The organism is Bosea sp. 124 (assembly GCF_003046175.1).
Lineage (GTDB): Bacteria > Pseudomonadota > Alphaproteobacteria > Rhizobiales > Beijerinckiaceae > Allobosea.
In genome coordinates, this window is sequence record NZ_PZZM01000001.1 from 3,645,005 (window position 1) to 3,666,364 (window position 21,360).

Consider the following 21,360-nt stretch of genomic DNA (forward strand, 5'->3'; position numbering starts at 1 on the left):
CGCGGCGGAAGGCCGGAGGCTCAGGCCGAAGCCTCAGACCGCTTGCGCTCGATGAAGACGCAGCCATCGAAGCTGAAGACCTCGTCGCCGTTCTGGTTCACGCCGGTGTTGTGGTGGAAGAACAGGCCCCATTGCGGGCGCGAGCCGCTGGCGCGCTTGTCGGACACGGCCGAGCGATAGGTGATGCGGTCGCCGGCGAAGACCGGCTTCGACCAGCGCAGGTTCTTGAAACCCGGCGAGGGCCCGAGCCGCGGAGCCTGCCCCGCGCCGACAGCCGCGATCTGGCGCCGGCGGTGGCTCACCATGGTCGCCATCCAGACGGATGCGGTATGCCAGCCGGAGGCCGCGAGCCGGCCGAAGGCGCTGGCACGCGCCGCACCCTCATCCATGTGGAAGGGCTGGGGGTCGAAGGCGCGAGCAAAGGCGACGATCTCGTCGGCCGTGAAGACGCAACTGCCGAGCTCGAACTCCTGGCCGATCTCGATGTCCTCGAAGAAACGCGCGGGTTCCGTCGGGCTCGACGGCGGCTCGATGGAGGAGGGCGAGGCCGGCGGCACATAGCGCGGCGGATGGGCCAGCCAGTCACCTGCCGGCTGCGCGGAGCCGAAGCCGCGCCGGCCGAACATGATCCAGTTCGCCTGCTCCAGCACCGGCTCGTCGCGCTGGTTGAGCAGTTCGAGCCGGAAGCGGACCAGCCCCATATCGGGGCGGGAGCGCGAGGGCTTGATCTCGGTCACGGTGCGGCGGCCGTTCAGCACATCTCCCGGCTGCACGGGGCGCAGCCATTTCACCTCCTCGATGCCGGGCGCGCCCATGCCGGAGGAGTTCAGCAGGAAGCTCTCCGCCATCAGCCGCATCAGCAGCGAGCAGCTATGCCAGCCCGATGCGATCAGCGTGCCGCCGAAGCTCGCCTTCGCGGCTTCTGGATCGACATGGAAATCCTGTGCATCGAACCGCTTCGCAAAGGCGATGATGTCGTCCTGCGAGACTGCGATGCTGCCCATCGCGACCGTCTCGCCGACGATGAAATCCTCAAAGAACAGCATCGCGCCGATGGCTCCGGTTCAGTTGGCGAAGCGGAAATGCAGCACGTCGCCATCGGAGACGACGTATTCCTTGCCTTCGAGGCGGAACTTGCCGGCTTCGCGCGCGCCCGACTCCCCCTTGTTGGCGACATAATCCTCGAAGGCGATGGTCTCGGCGCGGATATAGCCCTTCTCGAAATCGCTGTGGATCACGCCGGCGGCGGCCGGGCCCTTGGTGCCCTTCTCGATCGTCCAGGCGCGGGCCTCCTTTGGGCCGACCGTGAAATAGGTGACGAGGTGGAGCAGGGTGTAGCCGGCGCGGATGACGCGGTTCAGGCCAGGTTCCTCCAACCCGACCGCTTCCAGATAATCCTTCTGGTCGGCGGCCGGCAGCACCGCGATCTCGCTCTCGATCTTGGCGGAGACAACGACGGCGACCGCATTCTCCTCGGCGGCGCGCGCCTTCACGGCTTCCGAGAAGGCATTGCCCTTGTCGGCGCTGGCCTCCTCGACGTTGCAGACATAGAGCACCGGCTTCGACGAGAGCAGGCCGAGCATTTCGAAGGCCTTGCGCTCGTCGGCCGCGACCTGAACGAGGCGGGCGGGCTTGCCGTCGCGCAGCAGCACGAGGCAGCGGTTCATCAGGTCGGCCAGCTCCTTGGCCTCCTTGTCGCCGGTTTTGGCCTTCTTCTCCAGCGGCAGCACGCGCTTTTCGAGGCTTTCGAGATCGGCCAGCATCAGCTCGGTCTCGATGATCTCGATGTCATTGATTGGCGCGACCTTGCCCTCGACATGGGTGATGTCGCCATCCTCGAAGCAGCGCACGACATGGGCGATGGCGTCGCATTCGCGGATATTGGCGAGAAACTGGTTGCCGAGGCCTTCGCCCTTGGAGGCGCCGCGCACGAGGCCGGCGATGTCGACGAAGGTCAGCCGCGTCGGGATGATCTCCTTGGAGCCCGCGATGGCGGCGAGTTTCTCCAGCCGGTCATCGGGAACCGCGACGTCACCGACATTGGGTTCGATGGTGCAGAAGGGATAGTTCGCCGCCTGGGCTGCCGCAGTCTGCGTCAGCGCGTTGAAGAGGGTCGACTTACCGACATTCGGCAGGCCGACGATACCGCATTTGAAACCCATGGTGGTCAGTTCGCTTTGAGGAAGGCGTCGGGATCGACGCGGAAGGGGTTGATGATGGTGAGATCGCCATATCGCGTCTCGTGGGCCATGTCTTCCGAGAGAAAATGGCTGCAGCCTTCTTCGGATGCCCAAGCGATCAGCAGACAGTCAAACCATTGATAGCCGAGCTTCTCGCGAACGGACCAGGCGGCCGCGACATGTGACGGCTGCAAGGCGGCCTCGCCGAAGCGCCTCAGCTCGTCAACGCGCTGCCTTGCTGTTGCGACGGGCACTCGTTCGTTGCGCAAGACCCAGCGGGTCAACTCGTTCAACACCTGAAGATTGACGACGAGGGATTGCCGTGCGGCGAGCATCCTCAGCCAGCGCGCGGCGCTGGCAGTCTTGTCGCCTGCCGCCGGGTCACGAACGTAGATCAGCACGTTGGTGTCGACGAAAACACGCCGCTCAGCGATCATAGATCTGATCGCGGCTCGGCGCGTTGCCGTTTTCGTCGAGGAGATCCCAATAAGGCGGAGCAAGAAAGCGTTCCATCGCCTCGATATCGGCGCTTCGCTCATCCCGACCAACTTGTCTGTCGACCAGCGTTGCGACGTATTTCGACATGCTCTTGCCCTCCTTGGCCGCAGCGACGCGCAGGCGGGCAAAGGCATCGTCAGGGAGAGTCAATGTCAGGTTTTTCATCGTGGCTGCCTCCAACGTCGATATCGTGTTTCCGTGTTTTCGTGTCAATGCTCTGTCCTGTTGCCGGTCACGCGAACGTGCGTGGCCGCAAGATTGCCGCAAGCGCAGGAATGGCCAGCGACGTTCTCGATATGATGGATAATCCCATGCGTTCTCTGGCCACTTTCTGCCTCGTGCTTGGACTGACTGTCGCGGCGCAGGCCCAATCGCCGACGACCCGCATTCGCGGCGAGGTCGAGAAGGCCGAAGGCGACACGCTGATCGTCAAGACGGTTGACGGCGCCATGGCGAAGGTCGCGTTGGCGTCCGGCTTCTCGGTCGGCGGGGTCGTCAAGGCGACGACGGCCGACATCAAGAAGGGCGGCTATATCGGTGTCGGCGCCCGGCCGCAGCCGGACGGCTCACTGCAGGCCGTGCAGGTCTTCATCTTCCCCGAGGCGATGCGGGGCACCGGCGAGGGCCACCGTCCCTGGGGCGTGCTGCCGGATTCGACGATGACGAACGCGACGGTTGCCGAGACGGTCTCGCGCGTCGACGGCGCGAATGTTGTGCTGAGCTATCCGGGCGGCGAGCAGAAGGTCGCGATCAATCCCGATGCCAACATCATCATGGCGGCGCCGGCGCAGACGTCCGAACTCGTGGCCGGCGCCCAGGTCGCGATGACCGCGACAAGGCAGGCCGACGGCAGCTTCAGCGCGAGCCGCGTCACCATCGCCAGGCCCGGCGCGCAATTGCCGTATTGAGCGGGCCGCCGGGCTCCTGCCGCATCGGCTTTTCCGAAAACCGGCGTCCGCTTTTCGGGGCAATGCTTTAGTCGGGCGTCTTCTCGCCCAGCCGCTTCACTGCGGCATGGCCGCGGGCATCCATGAAGAGATGGACCTTGTTCTGGAAGCCGGCATCGTCATGGTTGGCGAGCAGGGCGGCATGGTCGGCGCAGGCCGTGCAGAGATCCTCGACCCAGGGCTGCTCGGCCTTGCCGAAATCGTTCAGCACATAGGCGTGCACGAGTTCCTTGAGGCCCGGATGGCCGATGCCCATCCGGACGCGGCGATACTCGTTGCCGATCGCGGCCGTGGTCGAGCGCAGGCCGTTATGGCCGGCATTGCCGCCGCCGAGCTTCACTCTGAGCTTGGCCGGAGCGAGGTCGAGTTCATCGTGAAAGACGACGACGTCGGCGGGCTCGACCTTGAAGAAGCGCGCCGCCTCGCCGACGGAACGGCCGGATTCGTTCATATAGGTCTGCGGCTTGAGCAGGATGACCTTCTCGGTCCCGATCGTCGCCTCGCAGGCCACGGCCTGAAAGCGTGAGCGCCAGGGCGAGGCGCGGTGGGTGCGCGCGATCTCGTCGAGCGCCATGAAGCCGATATTGTGGCGGTTGCGGGCAAAACGCGTGCCCGGATTTCCCAGCCCTGCGAAGATCAGCATGATGGTTCGGTCCGCCTCGACATCGAACGAGGACATGGCTCAGGCGAGAAACCGTTCTCCCCATTTGCGTCTGCCCTAGCAAAACGGCCGGGAAATCCCGGCCGTCTGCAGTCTTTCGTTTCGGCAATCCTGCCGGCGTCTTGCCGGCAAGCTGGCCGATCAAGCCTTCGGCTTGGCCTCGGCGGCAGGAGCGGCCGCAGCGGCGGGCGCCTCTTCGGCTTCCTCGGCCATCGGCGGAACGATGGTGACGATGGTGGCGTCCGAGCCCACCGAGAGCTTGGCGCCCTTCGGCAGCTTGATGGCGCTGGCTTCGAGCGAGCCGCCGATCTCCAGGCCCGCAACCGAGACCTCGAAGAACTCCGGGATGTGCTCCGGCTCGACGGTGATCTCAAGCGAATGCTCGACGATCTGAACGGCGCCGCCGTTCTTGATGCCGGGGCTGGCATCCTGGCCGACGACATGGACCGGAATCTCGACAGTCACGGTCTGGCCGGCTGCCACGCGCAGGAAGTCGACATGGATCGGGAAATCCTTGACCGGGTCGAGCTGGTAGTCGCGCGGGATGACCCGCTGCTTCTTGCCGCCGACGCTGATTTCGAACAGCGTGGTCAGGAAGTGGCCGCCATAGATCATCAGGCGGGTCTTGTTGGCGTCGAGCGCGATCGCTTCGGGAGCGGCGCCCCCACCATAGATCACGGCGGGTGTCAGGCCTTGACGACGAACTGCACGGGCGGCCCCCTTGCCGACCTGTGCGCGCGCCGAAGCCTCGATTTGCTTCACGGCGGTCATGGTATGTCCTTGCTTCAAATGACAAGGCCGCCTGCTGGCGGCCTCATTGCGGTTTGCGCCCGTGCCTCCAAGGGTGTCAGTCGGGCGCTGGCAGGCTCATAAGCGAAATAGACGGCGATCTCAAGTCCGCAATGGCCCCAAGCTTCAGGCGGCGGTGGCGATGACGCCGGCCCGACTGTCGGGTTCCAGGTCGAGCTTCCGGATGGGCTTCTGGCCGAAACGCTGCAGCAGCTCGATGACGATCCCCGCCGGCATCGCCTGCGCGTAGAGGAAGCCCTGGCCGAGGCGACACCCCGTGGACTGCAGCCACTCCGCCTGCGCTTGCGTCTCGATGCCCTCGGCGATGATCTTCATGCCCAGCCGGTGGGCGATGCCGACCATGGCCTCGACGATCACGCTGCTCCTCGTGCCGCTCCGGGCGGCTGCGACGAAGGAGCGGTCGATCTTGATGATGTCGACCGGGAAGTCGAGCAGATGGGTCAGCGAGGCGAAGCCGGTGCCGAAATCGTCGAGCGCCACGGGGATGCCGCGCTCGCGCAATGCGGTGATCGTGCGGGCGACGCCATCCTTGCGCCCGCCCATGAAGACCTGCTCGGTGATCTCGACGACGAGATGCCTCGGCGGGACCCGGACCCGCTCCAGCGCCTTGAGCACGCGCTGGACGAGGTCGCCCTTCTGGAAATCGGCGGAGGTCACGTTCAGGCCGACATGCTGGAAGTTGATGCCGGCGCGCTGCCACGCCGCCATGTCGGCAGCGATCGCGCCGAGCATCTGCCCGGTGATGCGATGGGCGACCTTCGGGTCGAGCATGGCCTCGTGGAACTCGCCGGCGCAGGCGATCCGCCCGTCGGGCATGCGCATGCGGGCAAGCGCCTCGAGGCCGACGATCTCGTCGGTGTCGAGGCGGATGACGGGTTGATAATGGGGGATGATGCGCCCGCCGGTCAGGGCCTCGTCGACGTCGCGCCTGACCTGGATGCGGCGTGTCATCGAGGTGCGAAGCCCGTCCTTGAAGCGGACATAGCCGCCCCGGCTGGTCTCCTTGGCGTGATACAGGGCGAAATCGGCATTCTGCCTCAAGGTGACGCTGTCCTCGCCATCCTCGCCCGCGAGGGCCGCACCGATCGTCACGCTCGGGACGATGCTGTTGCCGTCATGGTCGAGCGGGGTCGACATCGCCGCGAGGATCGCAGACGCGACGGAGCGCATCTGGGCCGCCTGGGTGCAGTCCGGCAGAAGCACCGCGAATTCGTCGCCGCCGATCCGGCAGGCGGTGGCATCGCCGACCACCGCCTGGAGCCTCGCCCCCACGGTCTCGATCAGCGCGTCCCCGGCGGCATGCCCCATGGTGTCGTTGATCGCCTTGAGATGGTCGATGTCGATCAGCATCAGGCCGAAATCGTGCGGCGGCTCGGCGGTCATCCGCATGATCGCGTCGTTGAAGCTCACCCGGTTCGGCAGGCCGGTCAGCGTGTCGTAATAGGCGAGCCGGTGGTTGCGCGACCGGACCTCCTCATGCTCGATCGCGATGGCGCAGAGATGGACGCAGGTGGCGACGATCTGCCGTTCGAGATCGTTGGGGCCGCGCTGGCGGTTGTAGTAGAAGGCGAAGGTGCCGACGACGCGGCCGTCCCGTGCCTTGATCGGGCTCGACCAGCAGGCGCGCAGGCCGAGCGGCAGGACGAGGTTTTCGAGACCCTCCCAGAGAGGATCCGTCGCGATATCGGTGACGCAGACGGGCTCGCCGCGATAGATGGCCGTACCGCAGGAGCCGACGCGCGGCCCGACGGGCACGCCGCTGACGCTGGCGGCGTAATGCGCGGGCAGGCTGGGTGCGGCCAGCGGCTGCAGGCAGCCCTGTGCATCGACGCTCACGACCGAACAGATCACGCCGGGGGCGATGGCTTCCACGCGCCGGCAGAGCCGGTCCATGATGGCGACGAGAACCTCCCCACGCGCGACCGCCTCCAGAATCTCGTTCTGAAGGGCCTGCAGGTGTTCTGCCGAACCGCTTTCACGCATCTCGAAGCTCTCGCTGACGAAGCGGCAAGCTATGTCAGCCCGGCATGAAACCGTGGTTGCGGCGATGGTTCAAATTGTCAGGAATCGGCGTTTGAGCTGTGGAGCGCGTGTACTCCACCGTCCCTGTGTTGCGCCTGCGCCATGCCCGGAGCCGCGGCGGCGCGTCGCGTTTGCGCCGGCCTCGGGCGTCAGGGCTCAAGCGGCGGCGAGCCCGATCTTTTCGTCGCGGCGGCGCAGCAGATGCATCAGCGGCAGGGCGAGCAGCACCATCCAGGCCTTGCCGATGATCTGGCCGCCGACGAAGTCGAGGCTGCCGAAGGCGAGCTGCAGGAAGACGATGCTGTCGACGACCAGCCCGACGATGCTGGAGGCGACGACCGCGGTGACGAAGCGGCGGCGTTGCAGTGGCGTATAGACCGCGAAATCCGCCAGTTCCGACAGCAGGAAGGCCGCGACCGAAGCCAGCACGATGGCCGGCGGAGCGACGAAGGCCGAGATCAGCGCGCCGATGGCGATGGCGCCGAGGCCCGCCAATGGCCCGAGCCGCCGCTGCACGATGTCGCGCAAAACGAGCGCGAGCCCGATCATGAGAACGCCGCTGGGTGCCTTGATGTCGGGCCAGACCGGAACGAGGCAGGGGCCGTCCGGCACGCAGACGATACCGACATTGCCGATCAGCCAGTTGGCGACCGGGATGGTGAGGGCAAAGAGGACGAGGGCGACGATGCCTTCGATCTGGCGCTGCCGATCAAGAATCATGGGAGGGTCCGCTGTCGTCGGGGGAGGCGAGAAAGGCGACATAGCCTTTCGCACGCAGCTCGCAGGCCGGGCAATGGCCGCAGCCGAACCCCCAGCCATGCCGTGTCTTCCTGTCGCCGAGATAGCAGCTATGGCTGTCCTCGATCACGAGATCGAGCAGAGGCTCGCCGCCCAGCGCCTTCGCCAGCGCAAAGGTCTGGGCCTTGTCGCGCCACATCAGGGGCGTGTGGAGCACGAGCCGGCGGTCCAGGCCCAGGCCCAGCGCGACCTGCATCGCCTTGATCGTGTCGTCGCGGCAGTCGGGATAGCCGGAATAATCGGTTTCGCAGACGCCGAGAACGATGTGCCGCGCGCCGCGCCGATAGGCCAGCGCGGCAGCGAAGCTCAGGAAGATCAGGTTGCGGCCGGGGACGAAGGTGGTCGGCAGCCCGGTTTCGGCAAAGGCGATCTCGGTGTCGCGGGTGAGGGCGGTCTCCGAAATCGCTCCCAGCGCCGCGAGATCGACGAAATGGTCGGGGCCGAGCCGTTCCGCGTAGATCGGCGACAGTGCCGGCAGCTTGCCACAGATGACCTGCCGGCATTCCAGCTCGACACGATGGCGCTGGCCGTAGTCGAAGCCGACGGTCTCGACCTCGTCGAAGCGGGCGAGGGCCCAGGCGAGCGCGACGGTCGAATCCTGGCCGCCAGAGAACAGGACGAGGGCGCGGGATGTGGTCATGGCCGCGGCCGTCACGCCGCCGCTCAATCGAACAGGCTGGAGACGCTCGATTCGCTGGCCGTGCGCTCGATCGCCTCGCCCATCAGCGCGGCGATCGAGATGACGCGGATGTTGCGCGCCACCTTCACCGCCTCGGTCGGCATGATCGAATCGGTGATCACCAGTTCCTTGAGCTTGGAATTGGCGATGCGCGCCACCGCGCCGCCGGAAAGGACGCCATGGGTGATATAGGCATAGACCTCGCGGGCGCCCTGATCGAGCAAGGCCTCGGCCGCGTTGACCAGCGTGCCGCCCGAATCGACGATGTCGTCGAGCAGGATGCAGGAGCGGCCCTCGACCGAGCCGATGATGTTCATCACCTCGGATTCGCCCGGCCGGTCGCGGCGCTTGTCGACGATGGCCAGTGGTGCGTCGATGCGCTTGGCGAGCGCGCGGGCGCGGACCACGCCGCCGACGTCAGGCGAGACGACCATGGCGTTCTTGTAGTCGAGCCGCTCCTTGATATCGCGCGACATCAGCGGGGCACCGAACAGGTTGTCGGTGGGAATGTCGAAGAAGCCCTGGATCTGGCCGGCATGCAGGTCGAGCGTCAGGACGCGGTCGACACCGGCATGGGTGATCAGGTTGGCGACGAGCTTGGCCGAGATCGGCGTGCGGCCCGAGGCGCGCCGGTCCTGCCGCGCATAGCCGAAATAGGGGATCACCGCCGTGATGCGGCGCGCCGAGGAGCGGCGCAGCGCATCGGTGATGATCAGCAGTTCCATCAGGTGGTCGTTGGTCGGAAACGAGGTCGACTGGATGATGAAGACATCCTGGCCGCGCACATTCTCCTGAATCTCGACGAAGACCTCCATGTCGGCGAAGCGCCGGACGGAAGCCTTGGCGAGGGGAATGCCGAGATGGGTGCAGATCGCTTCGGCGAGCGGCCGATTGGAATTGCCGGCGACGACTTTGAAGGATGAAGGCATGCCGGCGCGCACCGTTATATTCTGGCTGGGCGAGAACCGCTCTAAGCTGGCTCAGTTCGCAGGGCTCTTAACAGCGGTATGACGGGGAGTCGACTGTTGCACTGCAAAAGCCGCCCGCAAAACATTGCGAGGCGCGCCTTGCCGATTTGCGCAGAGATGATGGCCGGCTCGCCCGACGCCCGGACCTTGCGTCCCGCGGGACTTTGCCTGTCTGGCTTCTTGGCCTGTCTGGCTTCAGAGCTTCTTGCCGCCCGTTGCCGAGGCCGTCTTGGCCGCGGTCTTGGCGCTGTCGGCCGCCTGCTTGCCGGCCGTCTTGGTCTTGTCGCCGGGCAGGACGGTGTCCGCGGCCGGCGTCGTCACCAGGAAGCTCGCGATCGCATCCATCGATTCGGCCGCGGCCTTGGCGACGATGGTCTGGTCGACGCCGGACCACGGGTCCGAGGTGCCGCCGCGCCGGCCGAGGCTTTCGCCCTGCACGCGCTGGGCGCGCTTCTTGGTCTCGTCATAGACGTCCCAGACGAAGCCGAGCGAGGTCTGGCCGTCTTCGGTCGGCTGGGCCGTGAGATAGCCGCGAACGCGGAAGCGGGCGGGCTTGTCGCCCGGCACGATCTCCATACGCCGCTCGGCGGCAGCCTCGCCGAGCAATCCGGCGAAACGGGTCGTCACCGCATCGGGGGCCCCGGAAATGCTCTGCACCGACACCGGCACGCCCGGCGCATCGACGCGCGGCCTGGCTGCGGTCGTGGTTTCCTGACAACCGGCGAGCGCAAGCGCGACGGCCGGCCCCAGAACGAGGCCGCTCAAACGATCGATCATGACGCCTCCCGCTTGTCTTTGCGCGTACGGGTTGGACAGTTTTTGTAGTCCCTGCGCGGCCTTTCTAGGCTCAACCGACCGCGAGGTCCAGACAGTGCGGCTGGCCGGACCCGAGCGGGCTTCGTCGGGAGGATCAGGCCGTGGTCGGTTGCTGCCGGGGCGGAAGGCATGTGCGATCTGCCCGGCCGCGATTGCGGGCCCGGGCATCCTCGCCCATATATCCCGACATGCGGGCTCGGGAAGGCCCGATCCGGAGAGTTCCATGGTCACGACCAGCAGCCGCATCCTCGACGATATCGCCCGCCTCGCCACCGATGCCGCCGGCGCGGCCCAGGGCGTGCGCCGCGAGGTCGAGACCGTCGTGAAGACGCAGATCGAACGCCTGCTGCGCGATCTCGACGTGGTGACGCGCGAGGAATTCGAGGCCGTGCGTGAGATGGCGCTGCTGGCGCGCGAGGAGAACGACAAGCTCGCAGCCCGGCTCGCCGCGCTCGAAGCGGGGCAGCCGAAGCCCTGAGTGGTGCGGGCGCCCGGCGCCTGCCGCATCGCCCGCCCGGCGCGCATCCACAGCCATGTGCTGTGGACAGGGCGCCATGGGGATTGAGCCCGCCCCCCGAATCCGCCGAGCGTCACATCGTGTTGGGAGTGTCACACGCCCTGCGCTAACGTCGGTGGAGAAATTGATTCGTCGGGTCAACCTCTTAGGAGGAAGCCGACGGATCGTGGCGCCCGGTTTCAGGCCGGCGCGGCATCTGTGGGTTGCGTTCCTTCAGCTTTCCCGTCGCCGTGTTCCCGTTCTCGAACGCGCCGGACCGCGCCTCAGCGACACCCGGCAGTTGGACCCAAGGGCATGATGGATCTCGAACTGGATGCCGAACTCGACCGGCCTTCCAACCCCCTCGACCTGATCGAACGACTCGCCGCTCTCAACAACTGGACCTTCGACCGCGACAGCGACGACGAATTGTCGGTCGCCGTTACCGGCGGCTGGTCCGACTATCACGTCGCCATTACCTGGCTGGCCGAAGTCGAGGCGATCCATATCGCCTGCGCCTTCGATCTGAAGGTGCCCGACAGGCGCCGAGCCGAGGTGCTGCAACTGGTCAGCCTCGTCAACGAGCAGCTCTGGCTCGGCCATTTCGACCTTTGGAGCTCCGAAAGCGTGGTGATGTACCGCCACGCGCTGCTGCTTTCGGGTGGTGCCGAGCCGACGGACGAACAGGCCGCCGCGCTGATCAAGGCGGCGATCGATGCCTGCGAGCGCTATTTCCAGGCTTTCCAGTTCGTCGTCTGGGCCGGGAAGACGGCGAAAGAGGGCCTTGAGGGCTCCTTGCTGGAGACCGTCGGCGAGGCGTGAGTTTCTCCGGTTTCGTCGTGCCCGGGCTTGACCCGGGCACCTCATGACGGGAAGGCTCTTCGGCGAGAGATGCCCGGGTCAAGCTTGGGCATGACGCCTGCCGCCATCTTCAGAGAGTTCCGCCCATGTCCAGCCCCCTGCCGCAATCGCTCGTCCTTCTCGGTGCGGGCAAGATGGGAGGAGCGATGCTGGAGGGCTGGCTGCGAATCGGCATGAACCCGGCCGGAATCAGCCTGATCGATCCCAAGCCTTCCGACGAGATGGTGACGCTCGCGGCCGAGAAGGGCATGGCGATCAATCCGGATCCGCGCTCGCTGGGCGCCGTCGAGGTTCTGGTTCTGGCGACCAAGCCGCAGATGCTCGACACCGCCGCGCCGGCGGTCCAGGCCTTCGTCCGGCCCCAGACGCTGCTGATCTCGATCCTGGCGGGCAAGACGATCGCCGATCTTTCGGCGCGGCTGCCGAACGTTACCGCCATGGTCCGGGCGATGCCGAACCTGCCGGCCTCCGTGCAGCGCGGCGCCACCGCGGCGGCGGCCGGTCCGGGCGTGACTGGCGCCCAGCGCGCCATGGCCGATGCGCTACTGCGCAGCATCGGCAAGGTCGAGTGGCTGGAGGACGAGGGGCTGATCGATGCGGTGACGGCCGTGTCGGGCTCGGGGCCGGCCTATGTCTTTCACCTGGTCGAATGCTTGGCGGCGGCGGGCAAGGCGGCCGGGCTGCCTGACGACATTGCGGAGCGCCTGGCTCGGGCCACGATCGAGGGCGCGGGCGAGATGCTGTTCCAATCGCCATTGTCACCCGCGACGTTGCGCCAGAACGTGACCTCGCCGGCCGGCACGACGGCGGCTGGGCTGGAGGTGCTGATGGCCGCGGACGGGCTGAAGCCGCTGATCATCAAGACGGTGGCTGCCGCCAAACGTCGCGCCGGCGAGCTTTCCGGTTGAACCGCCTTTCATAGGCCGCGATCGCGCCCTAGCTTCTCCGGACTGCGTCGCGAAGGAGAACTCCCATGGCCCGCAAACCTGTTTCCCCCGAATCCGTTCCTGCTGCGCCGGCGCCCGCGCCGGCCAATCCGCGCAAGCAGGCCGTCGAGGCGCTGATGCGGCTTGCCGCCAGCCGCCACTGGGATGAGATCGAGCTCGGTGAGATCGCCGCGGAGGCCGGCCTGTCGCTGGCGACGCTGCGCGGGCTGTTTCCGTCCAAGCTCGCCATGCTGGGCGCGGTGACACGGCTCGTCGACGATGTCGTGTTGGCCGAGCTCTCCGACGAGCTTGCCGGCGAGCCGGTGCGCGAGCGGATGTTCGATCTGGTGATGCGCCGCCTCGACGCGCTGTTGCCCTACAAGGACGCGCTACGCAGGATCGTGCCCGTGCTGCGGCGCGACCCGCTGACGATGGCGGCACTCAACCGCGGCGCGGTGAATTCCTGGCGTTACATGCTGGCTTCGGCCGGCATCCCGACCGAGGATGCGCTGGGCGCCGTGCGCGTGCAGGGAGCGGTGCTGCTGATGGCACGCGTTTCGGAGGTCTGGCTCGACGACGACGAGCCCGAGCTGTCGCGGACGATGGCGCGACTCGACCGCGAGCTGAAGACCGCCGGGCGGATCATGGCGCGGGTCGAGGATGTGCACCGGCTGACGGCGCCGCTGCGCGGCCTGGCGCGGGCGCTCTGCTCGGCACGGCGACCGCGTGCGCGCCGGCGGGAGCGCGCCGACACAGAGACGGCGATGCGCGGCGGCGAAAACGAGGATTTCGCCCCCGCAATCTGATGCAATGCCCGGCCAATCATGGCCGAGATGTGGCATCGTTAAGCGAGTCTTAGCCAATTTGTGCAACTCTGCGGAATCTCAATTCCGTGGGGGTCCCGGATGTCGCTGACGAAAAAACTCGCCACTCTGTCGATCAGTCGCTCGTTTGCGCTGATCGCAGCCCTTGCCGTCGTCATCGTGGTCGGGGGGGTTGGTGTGACGCTTCATGCCGCCCGCAACGAGATGATCTCGCTCAAGCGTGCCGAGATGAAAAACGCGGTCGACGCGGCCGCATCGACGGTGAACAGCTATCTGGCGCGGGCGGAGAAGGGCGAACTGTCCGAGGCTGATGCCAAGAAGCTGGCGATCGACGCGATCGGCGCCGCGCGCTTCGATAGCGGCAACTACTATTTCCTGATCGACTTCAACGGCATCAGCGTCCTGCATGCCAACAAGAAGATCGAGACGACCGACATGAAGCCGCTGAAGGATACGGCGGGAAAGTTCTTCGTCCAGGAGATGGTCCAGATCGCCAAGGGCCCGGGCTCCGGCTTCATCGACTATGGTTGGGTGAAGCCCGGCGACAAGGAGTCCTCGCTCAAGATCTCCTACGTCGTCGCCTTGCCGAAATGGCAGTGGGCGGTCGGATCGGGCCTGCATGTTCATGACGTCGATGCGGCCTTCATGGGCATGATCGGCGATGTCGCGAAGGTGCTGGTGCCGCTTGGGCTCGTGATGTTCGGCCTCGTCTTCTTCCTGAGCCGTCGCGCCTCGGCCATGCTGGCCTCGCTGGCCCAGACCATGAACGGGCTCGCGGCCGGCGACATGAAGGCGGATATCCGCCATCAGGACCGGCCCGACGAGATCGGCTCCATGGCGCGTGCGCTCGTGGTGTTCCGGGATGCGGCGCTGGCGAAGGACGCGATGGAAGGCGAGAAGCTGCGCATGGAGCAGGAGGCGGCCGGCCATCGCGATGCCGCCGACAGCCAGCGCCGGCACAACGAAACCGAGCGCGCCGAGCAGGCGCGGGTCCAGGAGAACGTCGTGCACGCGCTCGGGACGGGTCTCGAACACCTCGCCGAGGGGGACCTGACCTATCGTATCACCGACAGCTTCGGCGCCGAGTACGCGAAGTTGAAGGACGACTTCAATGCCGCAATCAGCAAGCTGCAGGAGACGATGCGGCAGATCGCGACCAATACCGAGAGCATGAAGGCCGGGTCCATCGAGATCAGCCAGGCGGCCGACGATCTCGCCGGGCGGACCGAGCAGCAGGCGGCTTCCGTCGAGGAAACCGCGACGGCGCTCGACGAGCTGACGGCGACGGTGCGCCAGACGGCGGAGAGTGCGCGGCTCGCCAGCCAGGCGACGACGCAGGTCAAGTCCGAGGCGGAGCAGTCGACCTCGATCGTGCGCGACGCTGTCCTGGCCATGGGCGGCATCGAGAAGTCCGCCGACGAGATCTCGCAGATCGTCGGTGTCATCGACGAGATCGCCTTCCAGACGAATCTGCTGGCGCTGAATGCCTCGGTCGAGGCGGCGCGGGCCGGCGATGCCGGCAAGGGTTTCGCGGTCGTCGCGTCCGAGGTGCGGGCTCTGGCCCAGCGCTCGGCCTCCGCTGCCAAGGAGATCAAGGAATTGATCACCGCCTCGAATGGCGAGGTCGAGAAGGGTGTCACGCTGGTCGGCCAGACCGGCAGCGCGCTGCAGCGGATGGCGGAGGAGATCACGCGGGCGACCGCGCTGGTCGCGGAGATCGCCAGCGCTGCCCAGGAGCAGGCGTCCGGCCTCCAGGAGGTTAACACCGCCGTCGGCGAGATGGACCAGTCGACGCAGCAGAACGCCGCCATGGCCGAGGAATCGACCGCTGCCGCGCACTCGCTGTCGCAGGAGGCGGACCGTCTCGCGGCCCTGGTCGCACGCTTCCAGCTCGGCGGCGATGTCGAAGGCCTCAAGGCGATGGCGCGGACAATGCACGCGGCCGTGGCGCCGGCGCCCGCACCCCGCCCGGCCGCTCCGCGCGCCGCGCGCCCCGTCGCATCCTCCGGCGGCGCTGCGACGGCCCGCAAGATCGATCCCAGCGCTCATGACAAGGACTGGGAGGAGTTTTGAGCGCTCCGTCCACCCCCTCCGGAGCCGCCGCGACGATCGGTTTCGACGATTTCCTGAAGGCCGACATCCGTGTCGGCACCATCGTCGAGGCCGCTCCCTATCCCGAGGCGCGCAAGCCGGCGATCAAGCTGACGATCGATTTCGGCGGCGCGATCGGGCTGAAGAAGTCCTCGGCGCAGATCACCCGGCACTACAGGCCGGAAGATCTGCCGGGCCGCCAGGTTCTGGCGGTGGTGAATTTTCCGCCGCGCCAGATCGGCAAGTTCATGTCCGAGGTGCTGACGCTCGGCGTGCCCGATGCCGATGGCGAGGTCGTGCTGATCGCGCCGGGGCTTCCCGTACCTGATGGTGGGCGGATGTTCTGAGCGAAGCTATTTGATCAGGATCGATGTCGGCGGGGTGAGAGCTCCGCCGAAATCCTCGAAATGCTTCGCTACGATGGCTTTGTATTCCTTCAGGGAATCCTTGACGAGGTCTTCCTTGAACGCCCTTTTTCCCTTCGCGGCGGAAATCAGTTCGAGTTCAATATTGTCCTTTACGACCGTGAGATTGCTCGCGGCTGTGAAATGCGCCTTGAACTGCGTATTGTACCCGAAGGCGGACAGGGCAGCGATGACCACGGCGCTTATGCCGGAGAGGACGAGCAAGCGCGCGGCGTCGACGCCTTTCCACCATGTCCAGCCGATGCTCACGACGGCGAGGACAAGTGTGGCCAGGACGAGGGTGCGGTACCAATCGAACGCAAACTTAGCCGCGTCGTCGTAATTGCCGATCAGGTCGATCAGGCGCTCCCTCAGAAACAGGGCGGCATCCGGCAGCGCCTCCTGAGCGAAGGAGGCCTGGATGTAGGCGCTGCAGATCCTGTGCCTGTCCCTCTCTTCGACAGGCCGGTCGTCCTTGCATTTTTCGACGTAGAGCGGCTTTGGCCCTTCGCCCCAACTCCAGGGTTCGGCTCGAACCGAGGCGCCGAGAAGCGTGGCGAGCAGGAGCGCAAGCCCGAGTGCCTTGACGAACTTCATCGACCATCCCCCAATGCCCTCAGTCATGTAAGAGCATCGCAGCAATCAATACAACTTATAAGAGTATTTTGTTGGGAAAAGCTCAGCGAGCGGAAACTGCACCGGCAGCCTGACCGTTGCCCGCAATCCCCCAGGATGATGTTGCCGCCTAGCGCAGCGAGCCGGCGAAGCCCACGATCGCTGCCACGACGGCGCTCTCCCTGCCGATGAAGCCGTGATAGGCACGCGCCTGGCAGGGGTCGCCGGTCGAACTGCCGCCCTCGATCCAGACCGTCCTCGCCCGGTTGCCGGCCCATTCCTGGAAGGCCACGGTCGATTCCGGCAGAGTGAGGCGGCAGGTGTCCCAGCGATGGTGGACCAGCAGCGTCGGCGGCAGCCGCGACGGGTCGCCGATGGCGGAGCGAGCCTGATCGAGTATTGCCGACGTGAAGACGATGCCGTCGGGCCGCTGGGCCAGCGTGCCCGCGACCTTCAGCGCGCCCCGGCTCATCGCCACCACGATCACGCGTGGCGCGATGCCGCGCATCAGCTCGACGGCCCGGGCGGGGTCGGCGCCGGCGTCGAGCGTGATGCTGGCGATGCTGCTGCGAAGATAGGCGGCGCGCGTCCGCACGATCCAGTTGCCGCTGCGCGCCACGCTGCCGTCGCTGCCGATGCCGATATTGCCGTCTCCGCCGGTCAGCAGCACGAGCCCGGCGCGGGCCTTGCCGGCGGGCTTGTTGAGCAGGGCCTTGCCGCCGCCGAAGAAGCCGCCGCCGAGATCGACGACTTCCTCTGACCGCGCTGGCGCGGCCAGCGCCACGAGGGTGAAGGCCGTGAGCAAGGCCAGGACCGACCGCTTCATAACACTCCCTCTGTCGCTCTTTTCATTGTTGGGCGCGAGGCTAAGACCGGCCCCGTGGGCTGTCCATCGCAGCACTGGCGCCGCGGCCCGCCTCACACCGGCAGCCTCACCGTCGCGCGCAGGCCGCCCAGCGGCGAATCCGTCAGGATGATGTCGCCGCCATGGGCGCGGGCGATGTCACGGGCGATGGCGAGGCCGAGGCCGGTGCCGCCGGAATCGACGTTGCGCGCCTCGTCAAGGCGGAAAAACGGCCGGAAGACATCCTCGCGCTGGTCGGGGGGGATGCCTGGCCCGTCGTCGTCGACCATGATGATCAGATAACGCGCATCATGGGTGGCCCGGATGGCGATGCGGTCACCGAAGCGGGCGGCGTTCGACACGAGATTCGTCATCAGGCGGCGGAAGGCGTCCGGCCGGATCACCACCAGCGGGTCGCCGATGACGGTGAGTTCGGTCTGGTGGTCCTGCCGCTCGGCATCGGATTTCAGTTCCTCGAGCAGCGCGCGAATATCGGTTTCGACCGCGGCCTCGCCAGCATCGCCGCGCGCAAAGGCGAGATAGTCCTCGAGCATGCGGCTCATCTCGTCGACGTCCTTTTCAAGGGCCTCGATTTCCGAAGAGCGCTCCAGCAGGGCGAGCGAGAGCTTGAAGCGGGTCAGGATGGTGCGCAGGTCGTGGCTGACGCCGTTCAGCATCGTCGTGCGCTCGCCGACGGCGCGCTCGACGCGGCGCTTCATCTCGATGAAGGCGTTGCCCGCGCGGCGGACCTCGCGGGCGCCGCGCGGGCGGAATTCGGCGTCGCGGCCCTTGCCGAAGGCCTCGGCCGCATCGGCTAGCCTGAGGATCGGGCGGATCTGGTTGCGCAGGAACAGCACCGCGATGGTCAGCAGGATCAGCGAGGTGCCGAGCATCCAGAGTAGGAAGATGTGGCTGTTGCTGGCATAGGCGGAGTTGCGCCGGGTCAGGATGCGCATCACGTCCTTGCCGAGCTTGACCCTGATCTCGATCAGGCTCGAGCGGCCGACCGTGTCGAGCCAGAAGGGCCGGGCGACCTGCTGGGCGAGCTCGGCCGAGAGCGCGCTGTCGAGCAGCGAGAAGAAGGGGCGGGGGCCCGGCGGGGGCAGGTCCGAGTCCGGGATGATGTCGATATCCATGCCGAGCCGGTCGGCGGCGATGCGGCCCAGCACACTGGCGTCGGCGTCCTGCGGATAGCTCTCATAGACGTCGATCATCGCGGCGATGTCGGCCGAGACGGCCGAGGACAGCCTTTGCGTCACCGTCTGCCAGTGGCGCTCCATGAAGACATAGGCGATGACCGACTGCAGCAGCACGACCGGCGCGATGACGATGACCAACGCGCGCGGATACAGCCCTTTCGGCATGTAGCGCGCGATGCTGTGCAGCGGCCTCCCTGCGAACTTGAGGATGGGCTTGAGCCGGTTGTTGATGCCCTGTCGCCAGCGGGCGCCGGCCGAAGCCAGGCGCGCGACCCGGGCGCCGATCGCCTGCGCCAGGCCCGTGCGGCGCCTGCCGGGCTGGACCGGCGTCACGTCCGGTCCGTCACGAGGCGGTAGCCGACACCGCGCACGGTCTGGAGATAGAGCGGATCGGCCGGGTCGCGCTCGATCTTGCGGCGCAGGCGGTTCATCTGGACATCGACCGTGCGGTCATTGGCGGCGGTTCCCTGGGCCGCCAGCTCCTCACGCGGAACGACCTCGCCGGCGCGTTCAGCCAGCGCGGTCAGAATCTCGCGCTCGCGTTCGGTCAGGCGGATCGGCTCCTCGCCCTTGCGCAACTCGCCGCGCGAGAGCCCGTAGAGGAAGGGTCCGAAGCGGACGAAATCGGGCCGCGGGCCGGATTGCGCGGGGTCGACGACGAGGGTTCGCTTCAGGATGTTACCGAGCCGCAGCAAGAGCTCACGCGGCTCGAAGGGCTTGGCGAGATAGTCGTCGACGCCGATCTCCAGCCCGTTGATGCGGTCCTTGCCGTCGGCACGGGCGGTCAGCATCAGGATCGGCACAGTGGAATCGGTGCGGAAGCGGCGGGCGAAGTCGAAGCCGTTCTCGCCTGGCATCATGATATCGAGCACGATGGCGTCGAAGACCAGCCGCGCGAGCTTGGAATCAGCCTCAGCCGCATTGGCGGCCGTGGTGACGCGGTAGCCGTTGTCGCCGAGGAAGCGCCCGAGCAGGTCGCGCAGGCGGCGGTCGTCATCGACCACGAGGATGTGGGAGGCTTCGTCGGGGAGCGGCTTGCGCGCTGGCTGTGCGGCCATCTGTCTTCCGCCTTGTCCTTCCTGCCTGAGGTCGCATGCGCTCTCGCCCCAGGCTGGGCTTCGGCCCTCACCGCGGCGCGGCGAGGAAGCTCTGCACCTTGTGGCGTTCGGCAGGATCGATCAACCCTGCGAGATAGAGCGCGACCGTCTCGGCCGCTTCGGGCGCGAGGTCGCCCAGCGCGGCATTGATCCGCTTTGCCTGAAGCCGGACGAGGCGCAGTGCCAGATCCTGCCCGGATGGCGTGGCATGCAGATGACGCTGGCGCTTGTCCTGGACGCCGGTGCGCTGCTCGACGAAGCCGGTCTCGACCAGTTCCTTCAGGACGCGGTTCAGGCTCTGCTTGGTGATCTTGAGGATGTCGAGCAGTTCGGCGATGGTCAGTCCCGGGCGACGCAGGACGAAGTGCAGGACGCGGTGATGGGCGCGGCCGAAGCCATATTCGGCGAGAATGAGATCGGGGCCGCCGACGAAATCGCGATAAGCGAAGAACAGCAGCTCGATCAGGTCATAGGGCACGGTTTCGCCCGGCGGCAGATTGGCATCGATCGGTCGGCCTTGCCTGTCGGCCATCGCATCTGTCCTGAAATTTATGTCAGTGATGTTGACATATCTCAGACGGAAGATTACCGGTCAAGCGCGCCTGACGACGGAATATGTCGCAAGACGATGTTGCAGCGCACTATCATTCCGGTCCTTCGCCTCGTCCCGTCATGGTGACGGTGTTCGGAGCGAAACGGATCACCAAGGCCGGACGTGCCAAGAGGAGCACCCCATGTCAGTCATTCCATTCGACCAGCGCGACGGCGTCATCTGGTTCGACGGCAAGCTCGTGCCGTGGAAGGACGCGAAGATTCACGTACTGACCCATGGGCTGCACTACGGCTCCTGCGTGTTCGAGGGCGAGCGCTCCTATGACGGCGTGATCTACAAGGGCACCGAGCATTCGCAGCGCTTCCATGCGTCGGCCGAGATCATGGATTTCACGATCCCCTGGTCGGTCGCGGAACTCGATGCCGCCAAGGAACTCTGCCTGAAGGAGAACGGGCTGAAGGACGCCTATCTCCGCCCGGTCGCCTGGCGCGGCTCGGAGATGATGGCGGTCTCAGGCATCAACAACACGATCCATACCGCGATCGCGGTCTGGGAGTGGCCGAGCATGTTCGACATGGCGCAGAAACTGAAGGGCGTGCGCCTGGACGTTGCGGCCTATCGCCGGCCCGACCCGGCCTGCGCGCCGGTCCATGCCAAGGCGGCGGGGCTCTACATGATCTGCTCGCTATCGAAGCACAAGGCGGAGCGTGCCGGCTATGCCGATGCGATGATGCTCGACTGGGAAGGCAATGTCGCCGAATGCACCGGCGCCAACATCTTCTTCATCAAGGATGGCGTGATCCACACCCCGCTGGCCGACCGCTTCCTGAACGGCATCACCCGCCAGTCGGTGATCGAGCAGTGCAGGAAGCGCGGTTTCGAGGTGGTCGAGCGCCGCATCCGCCCGGAGGAGCTGGAAGGCTTCAACGAGTGCTTCATCACCGGCTCGGCCGCCGAGGTGACGCTGGTCTCCGAGATCGGCCCTTACTCCTTCATCACCGGCAATATGGGCAAGGTGATCATGGAGGATTACTCCGACTCGGTCAGGCCGAAGTCGAAAGCGGCTTAAGC

Annotated in this window: 24 protein-coding genes; 8 read left to right on the forward strand and 16 right to left on the reverse strand. The window is 66.5% G+C overall.

Features of this window, described 5'->3' with window-relative positions; translation table 11 throughout:
* Nucleotides 1-20: 20 nt before the first annotated feature.
* Genes C8D03_RS17215 through C8D03_RS17230 form a run of 4 tightly spaced genes read right to left on the reverse strand, consistent with a single transcriptional unit; the run spans nucleotide 21 to nucleotide 2,843 of the window.
* The gene (locus C8D03_RS17215) at nucleotides 21-1,046 is read right to left on the reverse strand and encodes a MaoC family dehydratase (RefSeq protein ID WP_108048013.1); all 1,026 of its coding nucleotides are present in this window, start codon (nucleotides 1,044-1,046) and stop codon (nucleotides 21-23) included.
* 18 nt (nucleotides 1,047-1,064) lie between these two features.
* Nucleotides 1,065-2,162: a redox-regulated ATPase YchF gene (ychF, locus tag C8D03_RS17220; RefSeq protein ID WP_108048015.1), complete on the reverse strand. Its 1,098-nt coding sequence runs from the start codon at nucleotides 2,160-2,162 to the stop codon at nucleotides 1,065-1,067.
* A 5-nt stretch (nucleotides 2,163-2,167) separates the two neighbouring features.
* Nucleotides 2,168-2,617, reverse strand: coding sequence for a PIN domain-containing protein (locus C8D03_RS17225; protein WP_181301060.1), 450 nt, complete (start codon nucleotides 2,615-2,617; stop codon nucleotides 2,168-2,170).
* Nucleotides 2,607-2,843, reverse strand: coding sequence for a ribbon-helix-helix domain-containing protein (locus C8D03_RS17230; protein ID WP_108051769.1), 237 nt, complete (start codon nucleotides 2,841-2,843; stop codon nucleotides 2,607-2,609). The genes C8D03_RS17225 and C8D03_RS17230 overlap by 11 nt, the downstream gene beginning before the upstream one ends.
* Before the next feature lie 146 nt (nucleotides 2,844-2,989).
* Between C8D03_RS17230 and C8D03_RS17235 the strand changes: the two genes are divergently transcribed.
* Nucleotides 2,990-3,586, forward strand: a complete 597-nt coding sequence (locus tag C8D03_RS17235) for a single stranded DNA-binding domain-containing protein (RefSeq protein WP_146170217.1) — start codon at nucleotides 2,990-2,992, stop codon at nucleotides 3,584-3,586.
* Between the two features lie 67 nt (nucleotides 3,587-3,653).
* On the opposite strand, the gene pth is transcribed toward C8D03_RS17235, so the two are convergent.
* From pth to C8D03_RS17270, 7 genes are all read right to left on the reverse strand, one after another.
* Complete coding sequence (pth, locus tag C8D03_RS17240) at nucleotides 3,654-4,268, reverse strand: aminoacyl-tRNA hydrolase (protein WP_108051771.1); 615 nt, start codon at nucleotides 4,266-4,268, stop codon at nucleotides 3,654-3,656.
* Between the two features lie 159 nt (nucleotides 4,269-4,427).
* Nucleotides 4,428-5,057 carry a 50S ribosomal protein L25/general stress protein Ctc gene (locus C8D03_RS17245; protein ID WP_108048021.1) on the reverse strand — a complete coding sequence of 210 codons (630 nt, stop codon included), beginning with the start codon at nucleotides 5,055-5,057 and terminating at the stop codon, nucleotides 4,428-4,430.
* Nucleotides 5,058-5,201: 144 nt separating this feature from the next.
* The gene (locus tag C8D03_RS17250; protein WP_108048023.1) at nucleotides 5,202-7,079 is read right to left on the reverse strand and encodes a putative bifunctional diguanylate cyclase/phosphodiesterase; all 1,878 of its coding nucleotides are present in this window, start codon (nucleotides 7,077-7,079) and stop codon (nucleotides 5,202-5,204) included.
* 195 nt (nucleotides 7,080-7,274) lie between these two features.
* Nucleotides 7,275-7,838, reverse strand: a complete 564-nt coding sequence (locus C8D03_RS17255; RefSeq protein ID WP_108048025.1) for a VUT family protein — start codon at nucleotides 7,836-7,838, stop codon at nucleotides 7,275-7,277.
* Nucleotides 7,828-8,556 carry a 7-cyano-7-deazaguanine synthase QueC gene (queC, locus tag C8D03_RS17260; RefSeq protein WP_108051773.1) on the reverse strand — a complete coding sequence of 243 codons (729 nt, stop codon included), beginning with the start codon at nucleotides 8,554-8,556 and terminating at the stop codon, nucleotides 7,828-7,830. The genes C8D03_RS17255 and queC overlap by 11 nt, the downstream gene beginning before the upstream one ends.
* Before the next feature lie 23 nt (nucleotides 8,557-8,579).
* Nucleotides 8,580-9,524, reverse strand: coding sequence for a ribose-phosphate pyrophosphokinase (locus C8D03_RS17265; protein WP_108048027.1), 945 nt, complete (start codon nucleotides 9,522-9,524; stop codon nucleotides 8,580-8,582).
* Between the two features lie 234 nt (nucleotides 9,525-9,758).
* The gene (locus C8D03_RS17270) at nucleotides 9,759-10,340 is read right to left on the reverse strand and encodes a hypothetical protein (protein WP_146170218.1); all 582 of its coding nucleotides are present in this window, start codon (nucleotides 10,338-10,340) and stop codon (nucleotides 9,759-9,761) included.
* 262 nt (nucleotides 10,341-10,602) lie between these two features.
* Between C8D03_RS17270 and C8D03_RS17275 the strand changes: the two genes are divergently transcribed.
* From C8D03_RS17275 to C8D03_RS17300, 6 genes are all read left to right on the forward strand, one after another.
* Complete coding sequence (locus tag C8D03_RS17275) at nucleotides 10,603-10,857, forward strand: accessory factor UbiK family protein (RefSeq protein ID WP_108048031.1); 255 nt, start codon at nucleotides 10,603-10,605, stop codon at nucleotides 10,855-10,857.
* 333 nt (nucleotides 10,858-11,190) lie between these two features.
* Nucleotides 11,191-11,697, forward strand: coding sequence for a type III secretion system chaperone family protein (locus C8D03_RS17280; RefSeq protein WP_108048033.1), 507 nt, complete (start codon nucleotides 11,191-11,193; stop codon nucleotides 11,695-11,697).
* 125 nt (nucleotides 11,698-11,822) lie between these two features.
* Complete coding sequence (gene proC, locus C8D03_RS17285) at nucleotides 11,823-12,644, forward strand: pyrroline-5-carboxylate reductase (protein ID WP_108048035.1); 822 nt, start codon at nucleotides 11,823-11,825, stop codon at nucleotides 12,642-12,644.
* Nucleotides 12,645-12,709: 65 nt separating this feature from the next.
* Entirely contained in the window at nucleotides 12,710-13,468 is a 759-nt protein-coding gene (locus C8D03_RS17290; protein ID WP_108048038.1) for a TetR family transcriptional regulator, read from the forward strand.
* Between the two features lie 99 nt (nucleotides 13,469-13,567).
* On the forward strand, nucleotides 13,568-15,559 hold the full coding sequence (locus tag C8D03_RS17295; protein ID WP_108048040.1) for a methyl-accepting chemotaxis protein: 1,992 nt from the start codon (nucleotides 13,568-13,570) through the stop codon (nucleotides 15,557-15,559).
* Nucleotides 15,556-15,924, forward strand: a complete 369-nt coding sequence (locus tag C8D03_RS17300; protein WP_108048042.1) for a tRNA-binding protein — start codon at nucleotides 15,556-15,558, stop codon at nucleotides 15,922-15,924. Before C8D03_RS17295 ends, C8D03_RS17300 begins: the two co-directional genes overlap by 4 nt.
* 6 nt (nucleotides 15,925-15,930) lie before the next feature.
* Here the strand turns inward: C8D03_RS17300 and C8D03_RS17305 are convergent, their stop codons facing one another.
* From C8D03_RS17305 to C8D03_RS17325, 5 genes are all read right to left on the reverse strand, one after another.
* Nucleotides 15,931-16,578 carry a hypothetical protein gene (locus tag C8D03_RS17305; protein WP_108048044.1) on the reverse strand — a complete coding sequence of 216 codons (648 nt, stop codon included), beginning with the start codon at nucleotides 16,576-16,578 and terminating at the stop codon, nucleotides 15,931-15,933.
* A gap of 148 nt (nucleotides 16,579-16,726) precedes the next feature.
* On the reverse strand, nucleotides 16,727-17,422 hold the full coding sequence (locus C8D03_RS17310) for an alpha/beta hydrolase (RefSeq protein ID WP_108048046.1): 696 nt from the start codon (nucleotides 17,420-17,422) through the stop codon (nucleotides 16,727-16,729).
* Nucleotides 17,423-17,514: 92 nt separating this feature from the next.
* Complete coding sequence (locus C8D03_RS17315; RefSeq protein WP_465246476.1) at nucleotides 17,515-18,870, reverse strand: ATP-binding protein; 1,356 nt, start codon at nucleotides 18,868-18,870, stop codon at nucleotides 17,515-17,517.
* Between the two features lie 98 nt (nucleotides 18,871-18,968).
* Nucleotides 18,969-19,697 carry a response regulator gene (locus C8D03_RS17320; RefSeq protein ID WP_108048048.1) on the reverse strand — a complete coding sequence of 243 codons (729 nt, stop codon included), beginning with the start codon at nucleotides 19,695-19,697 and terminating at the stop codon, nucleotides 18,969-18,971.
* A 67-nt stretch (nucleotides 19,698-19,764) separates the two neighbouring features.
* Nucleotides 19,765-20,268 carry a MarR family winged helix-turn-helix transcriptional regulator gene (locus C8D03_RS17325; protein ID WP_108048049.1) on the reverse strand — a complete coding sequence of 168 codons (504 nt, stop codon included), beginning with the start codon at nucleotides 20,266-20,268 and terminating at the stop codon, nucleotides 19,765-19,767.
* Nucleotides 20,269-20,470: 202 nt separating this feature from the next.
* Here C8D03_RS17325 and C8D03_RS17330 point away from each other — a divergent pair, with 202 nt between their 5' ends.
* On the forward strand, nucleotides 20,471-21,358 hold the full coding sequence (locus tag C8D03_RS17330) for a branched-chain amino acid aminotransferase (protein WP_108048051.1): 888 nt from the start codon (nucleotides 20,471-20,473) through the stop codon (nucleotides 21,356-21,358).
* Nucleotides 21,359-21,360 lie beyond the last annotated feature (2 nt).

Excerpts from the sequence above, each read along its gene's own strand:
- C8D03_RS17280 (WP_108048033.1), top strand. The coding sequence starts at position 11,191 with ATGATGGATCTCGAACTGGATGCCGAACTCGACCGGCCTTCCAACCCC.
- C8D03_RS17305 (WP_108048044.1), bottom strand. The coding sequence starts at position 16,578 with ATGAAGTTCGTCAAGGCACTCGGGCTTGCGCTCCTGCTCGCCACGCTT.
- C8D03_RS17330 (WP_108048051.1), top strand. The coding sequence starts at position 20,471 with ATGTCAGTCATTCCATTCGACCAGCGCGACGGCGTCATCTGGTTCGAC.
- C8D03_RS17230 (WP_108051769.1), bottom strand. The coding sequence starts at position 2,843 with ATGAAAAACCTGACATTGACTCTCCCTGACGATGCCTTTGCCCGCCTG.
- C8D03_RS17255 (WP_108048025.1), bottom strand. The coding sequence starts at position 7,838 with ATGATTCTTGATCGGCAGCGCCAGATCGAAGGCATCGTCGCCCTCGTC.
- queC (WP_108051773.1), bottom strand. The coding sequence starts at position 8,556 with ATGACCACATCCCGCGCCCTCGTCCTGTTCTCTGGCGGCCAGGATTCG.
- C8D03_RS17225 (WP_181301060.1), bottom strand. The coding sequence starts at position 2,617 with ATGATCGCTGAGCGGCGTGTTTTCGTCGACACCAACGTGCTGATCTAC.
- C8D03_RS17275 (WP_108048031.1), top strand. The coding sequence starts at position 10,603 with ATGGTCACGACCAGCAGCCGCATCCTCGACGATATCGCCCGCCTCGCC.
- ychF (WP_108048015.1), bottom strand. The coding sequence starts at position 2,162 with ATGGGTTTCAAATGCGGTATCGTCGGCCTGCCGAATGTCGGTAAGTCG.
- pth (WP_108051771.1), bottom strand. The coding sequence starts at position 4,268 with ATGCTGATCTTCGCAGGGCTGGGAAATCCGGGCACGCGTTTTGCCCGC.
- C8D03_RS17325 (WP_108048049.1), bottom strand. The coding sequence starts at position 20,268 with ATGGCCGACAGGCAAGGCCGACCGATCGATGCCAATCTGCCGCCGGGC.
- C8D03_RS17245 (WP_108048021.1), bottom strand. The coding sequence starts at position 5,057 with ATGACCGCCGTGAAGCAAATCGAGGCTTCGGCGCGCGCACAGGTCGGC.
- C8D03_RS17295 (WP_108048040.1), top strand. The coding sequence starts at position 13,568 with ATGTCGCTGACGAAAAAACTCGCCACTCTGTCGATCAGTCGCTCGTTT.
- C8D03_RS17290 (WP_108048038.1), top strand. The coding sequence starts at position 12,710 with ATGGCCCGCAAACCTGTTTCCCCCGAATCCGTTCCTGCTGCGCCGGCG.
- C8D03_RS17265 (WP_108048027.1), bottom strand. The coding sequence starts at position 9,524 with ATGCCTTCATCCTTCAAAGTCGTCGCCGGCAATTCCAATCGGCCGCTC.
- proC (WP_108048035.1), top strand. The coding sequence starts at position 11,823 with ATGTCCAGCCCCCTGCCGCAATCGCTCGTCCTTCTCGGTGCGGGCAAG.
- C8D03_RS17215 (WP_108048013.1), bottom strand. The coding sequence starts at position 1,046 with ATGCTGTTCTTTGAGGATTTCATCGTCGGCGAGACGGTCGCGATGGGC.
- C8D03_RS17235 (WP_146170217.1), top strand. The coding sequence starts at position 2,990 with ATGCGTTCTCTGGCCACTTTCTGCCTCGTGCTTGGACTGACTGTCGCG.
- C8D03_RS17270 (WP_146170218.1), bottom strand. The coding sequence starts at position 10,340 with ATGATCGATCGTTTGAGCGGCCTCGTTCTGGGGCCGGCCGTCGCGCTT.
- C8D03_RS17250 (WP_108048023.1), bottom strand. The coding sequence starts at position 7,079 with ATGCGTGAAAGCGGTTCGGCAGAACACCTGCAGGCCCTTCAGAACGAG.
- C8D03_RS17320 (WP_108048048.1), bottom strand. The coding sequence starts at position 19,697 with ATGGCCGCACAGCCAGCGCGCAAGCCGCTCCCCGACGAAGCCTCCCAC.
- C8D03_RS17310 (WP_108048046.1), bottom strand. The coding sequence starts at position 17,422 with ATGAAGCGGTCGGTCCTGGCCTTGCTCACGGCCTTCACCCTCGTGGCG.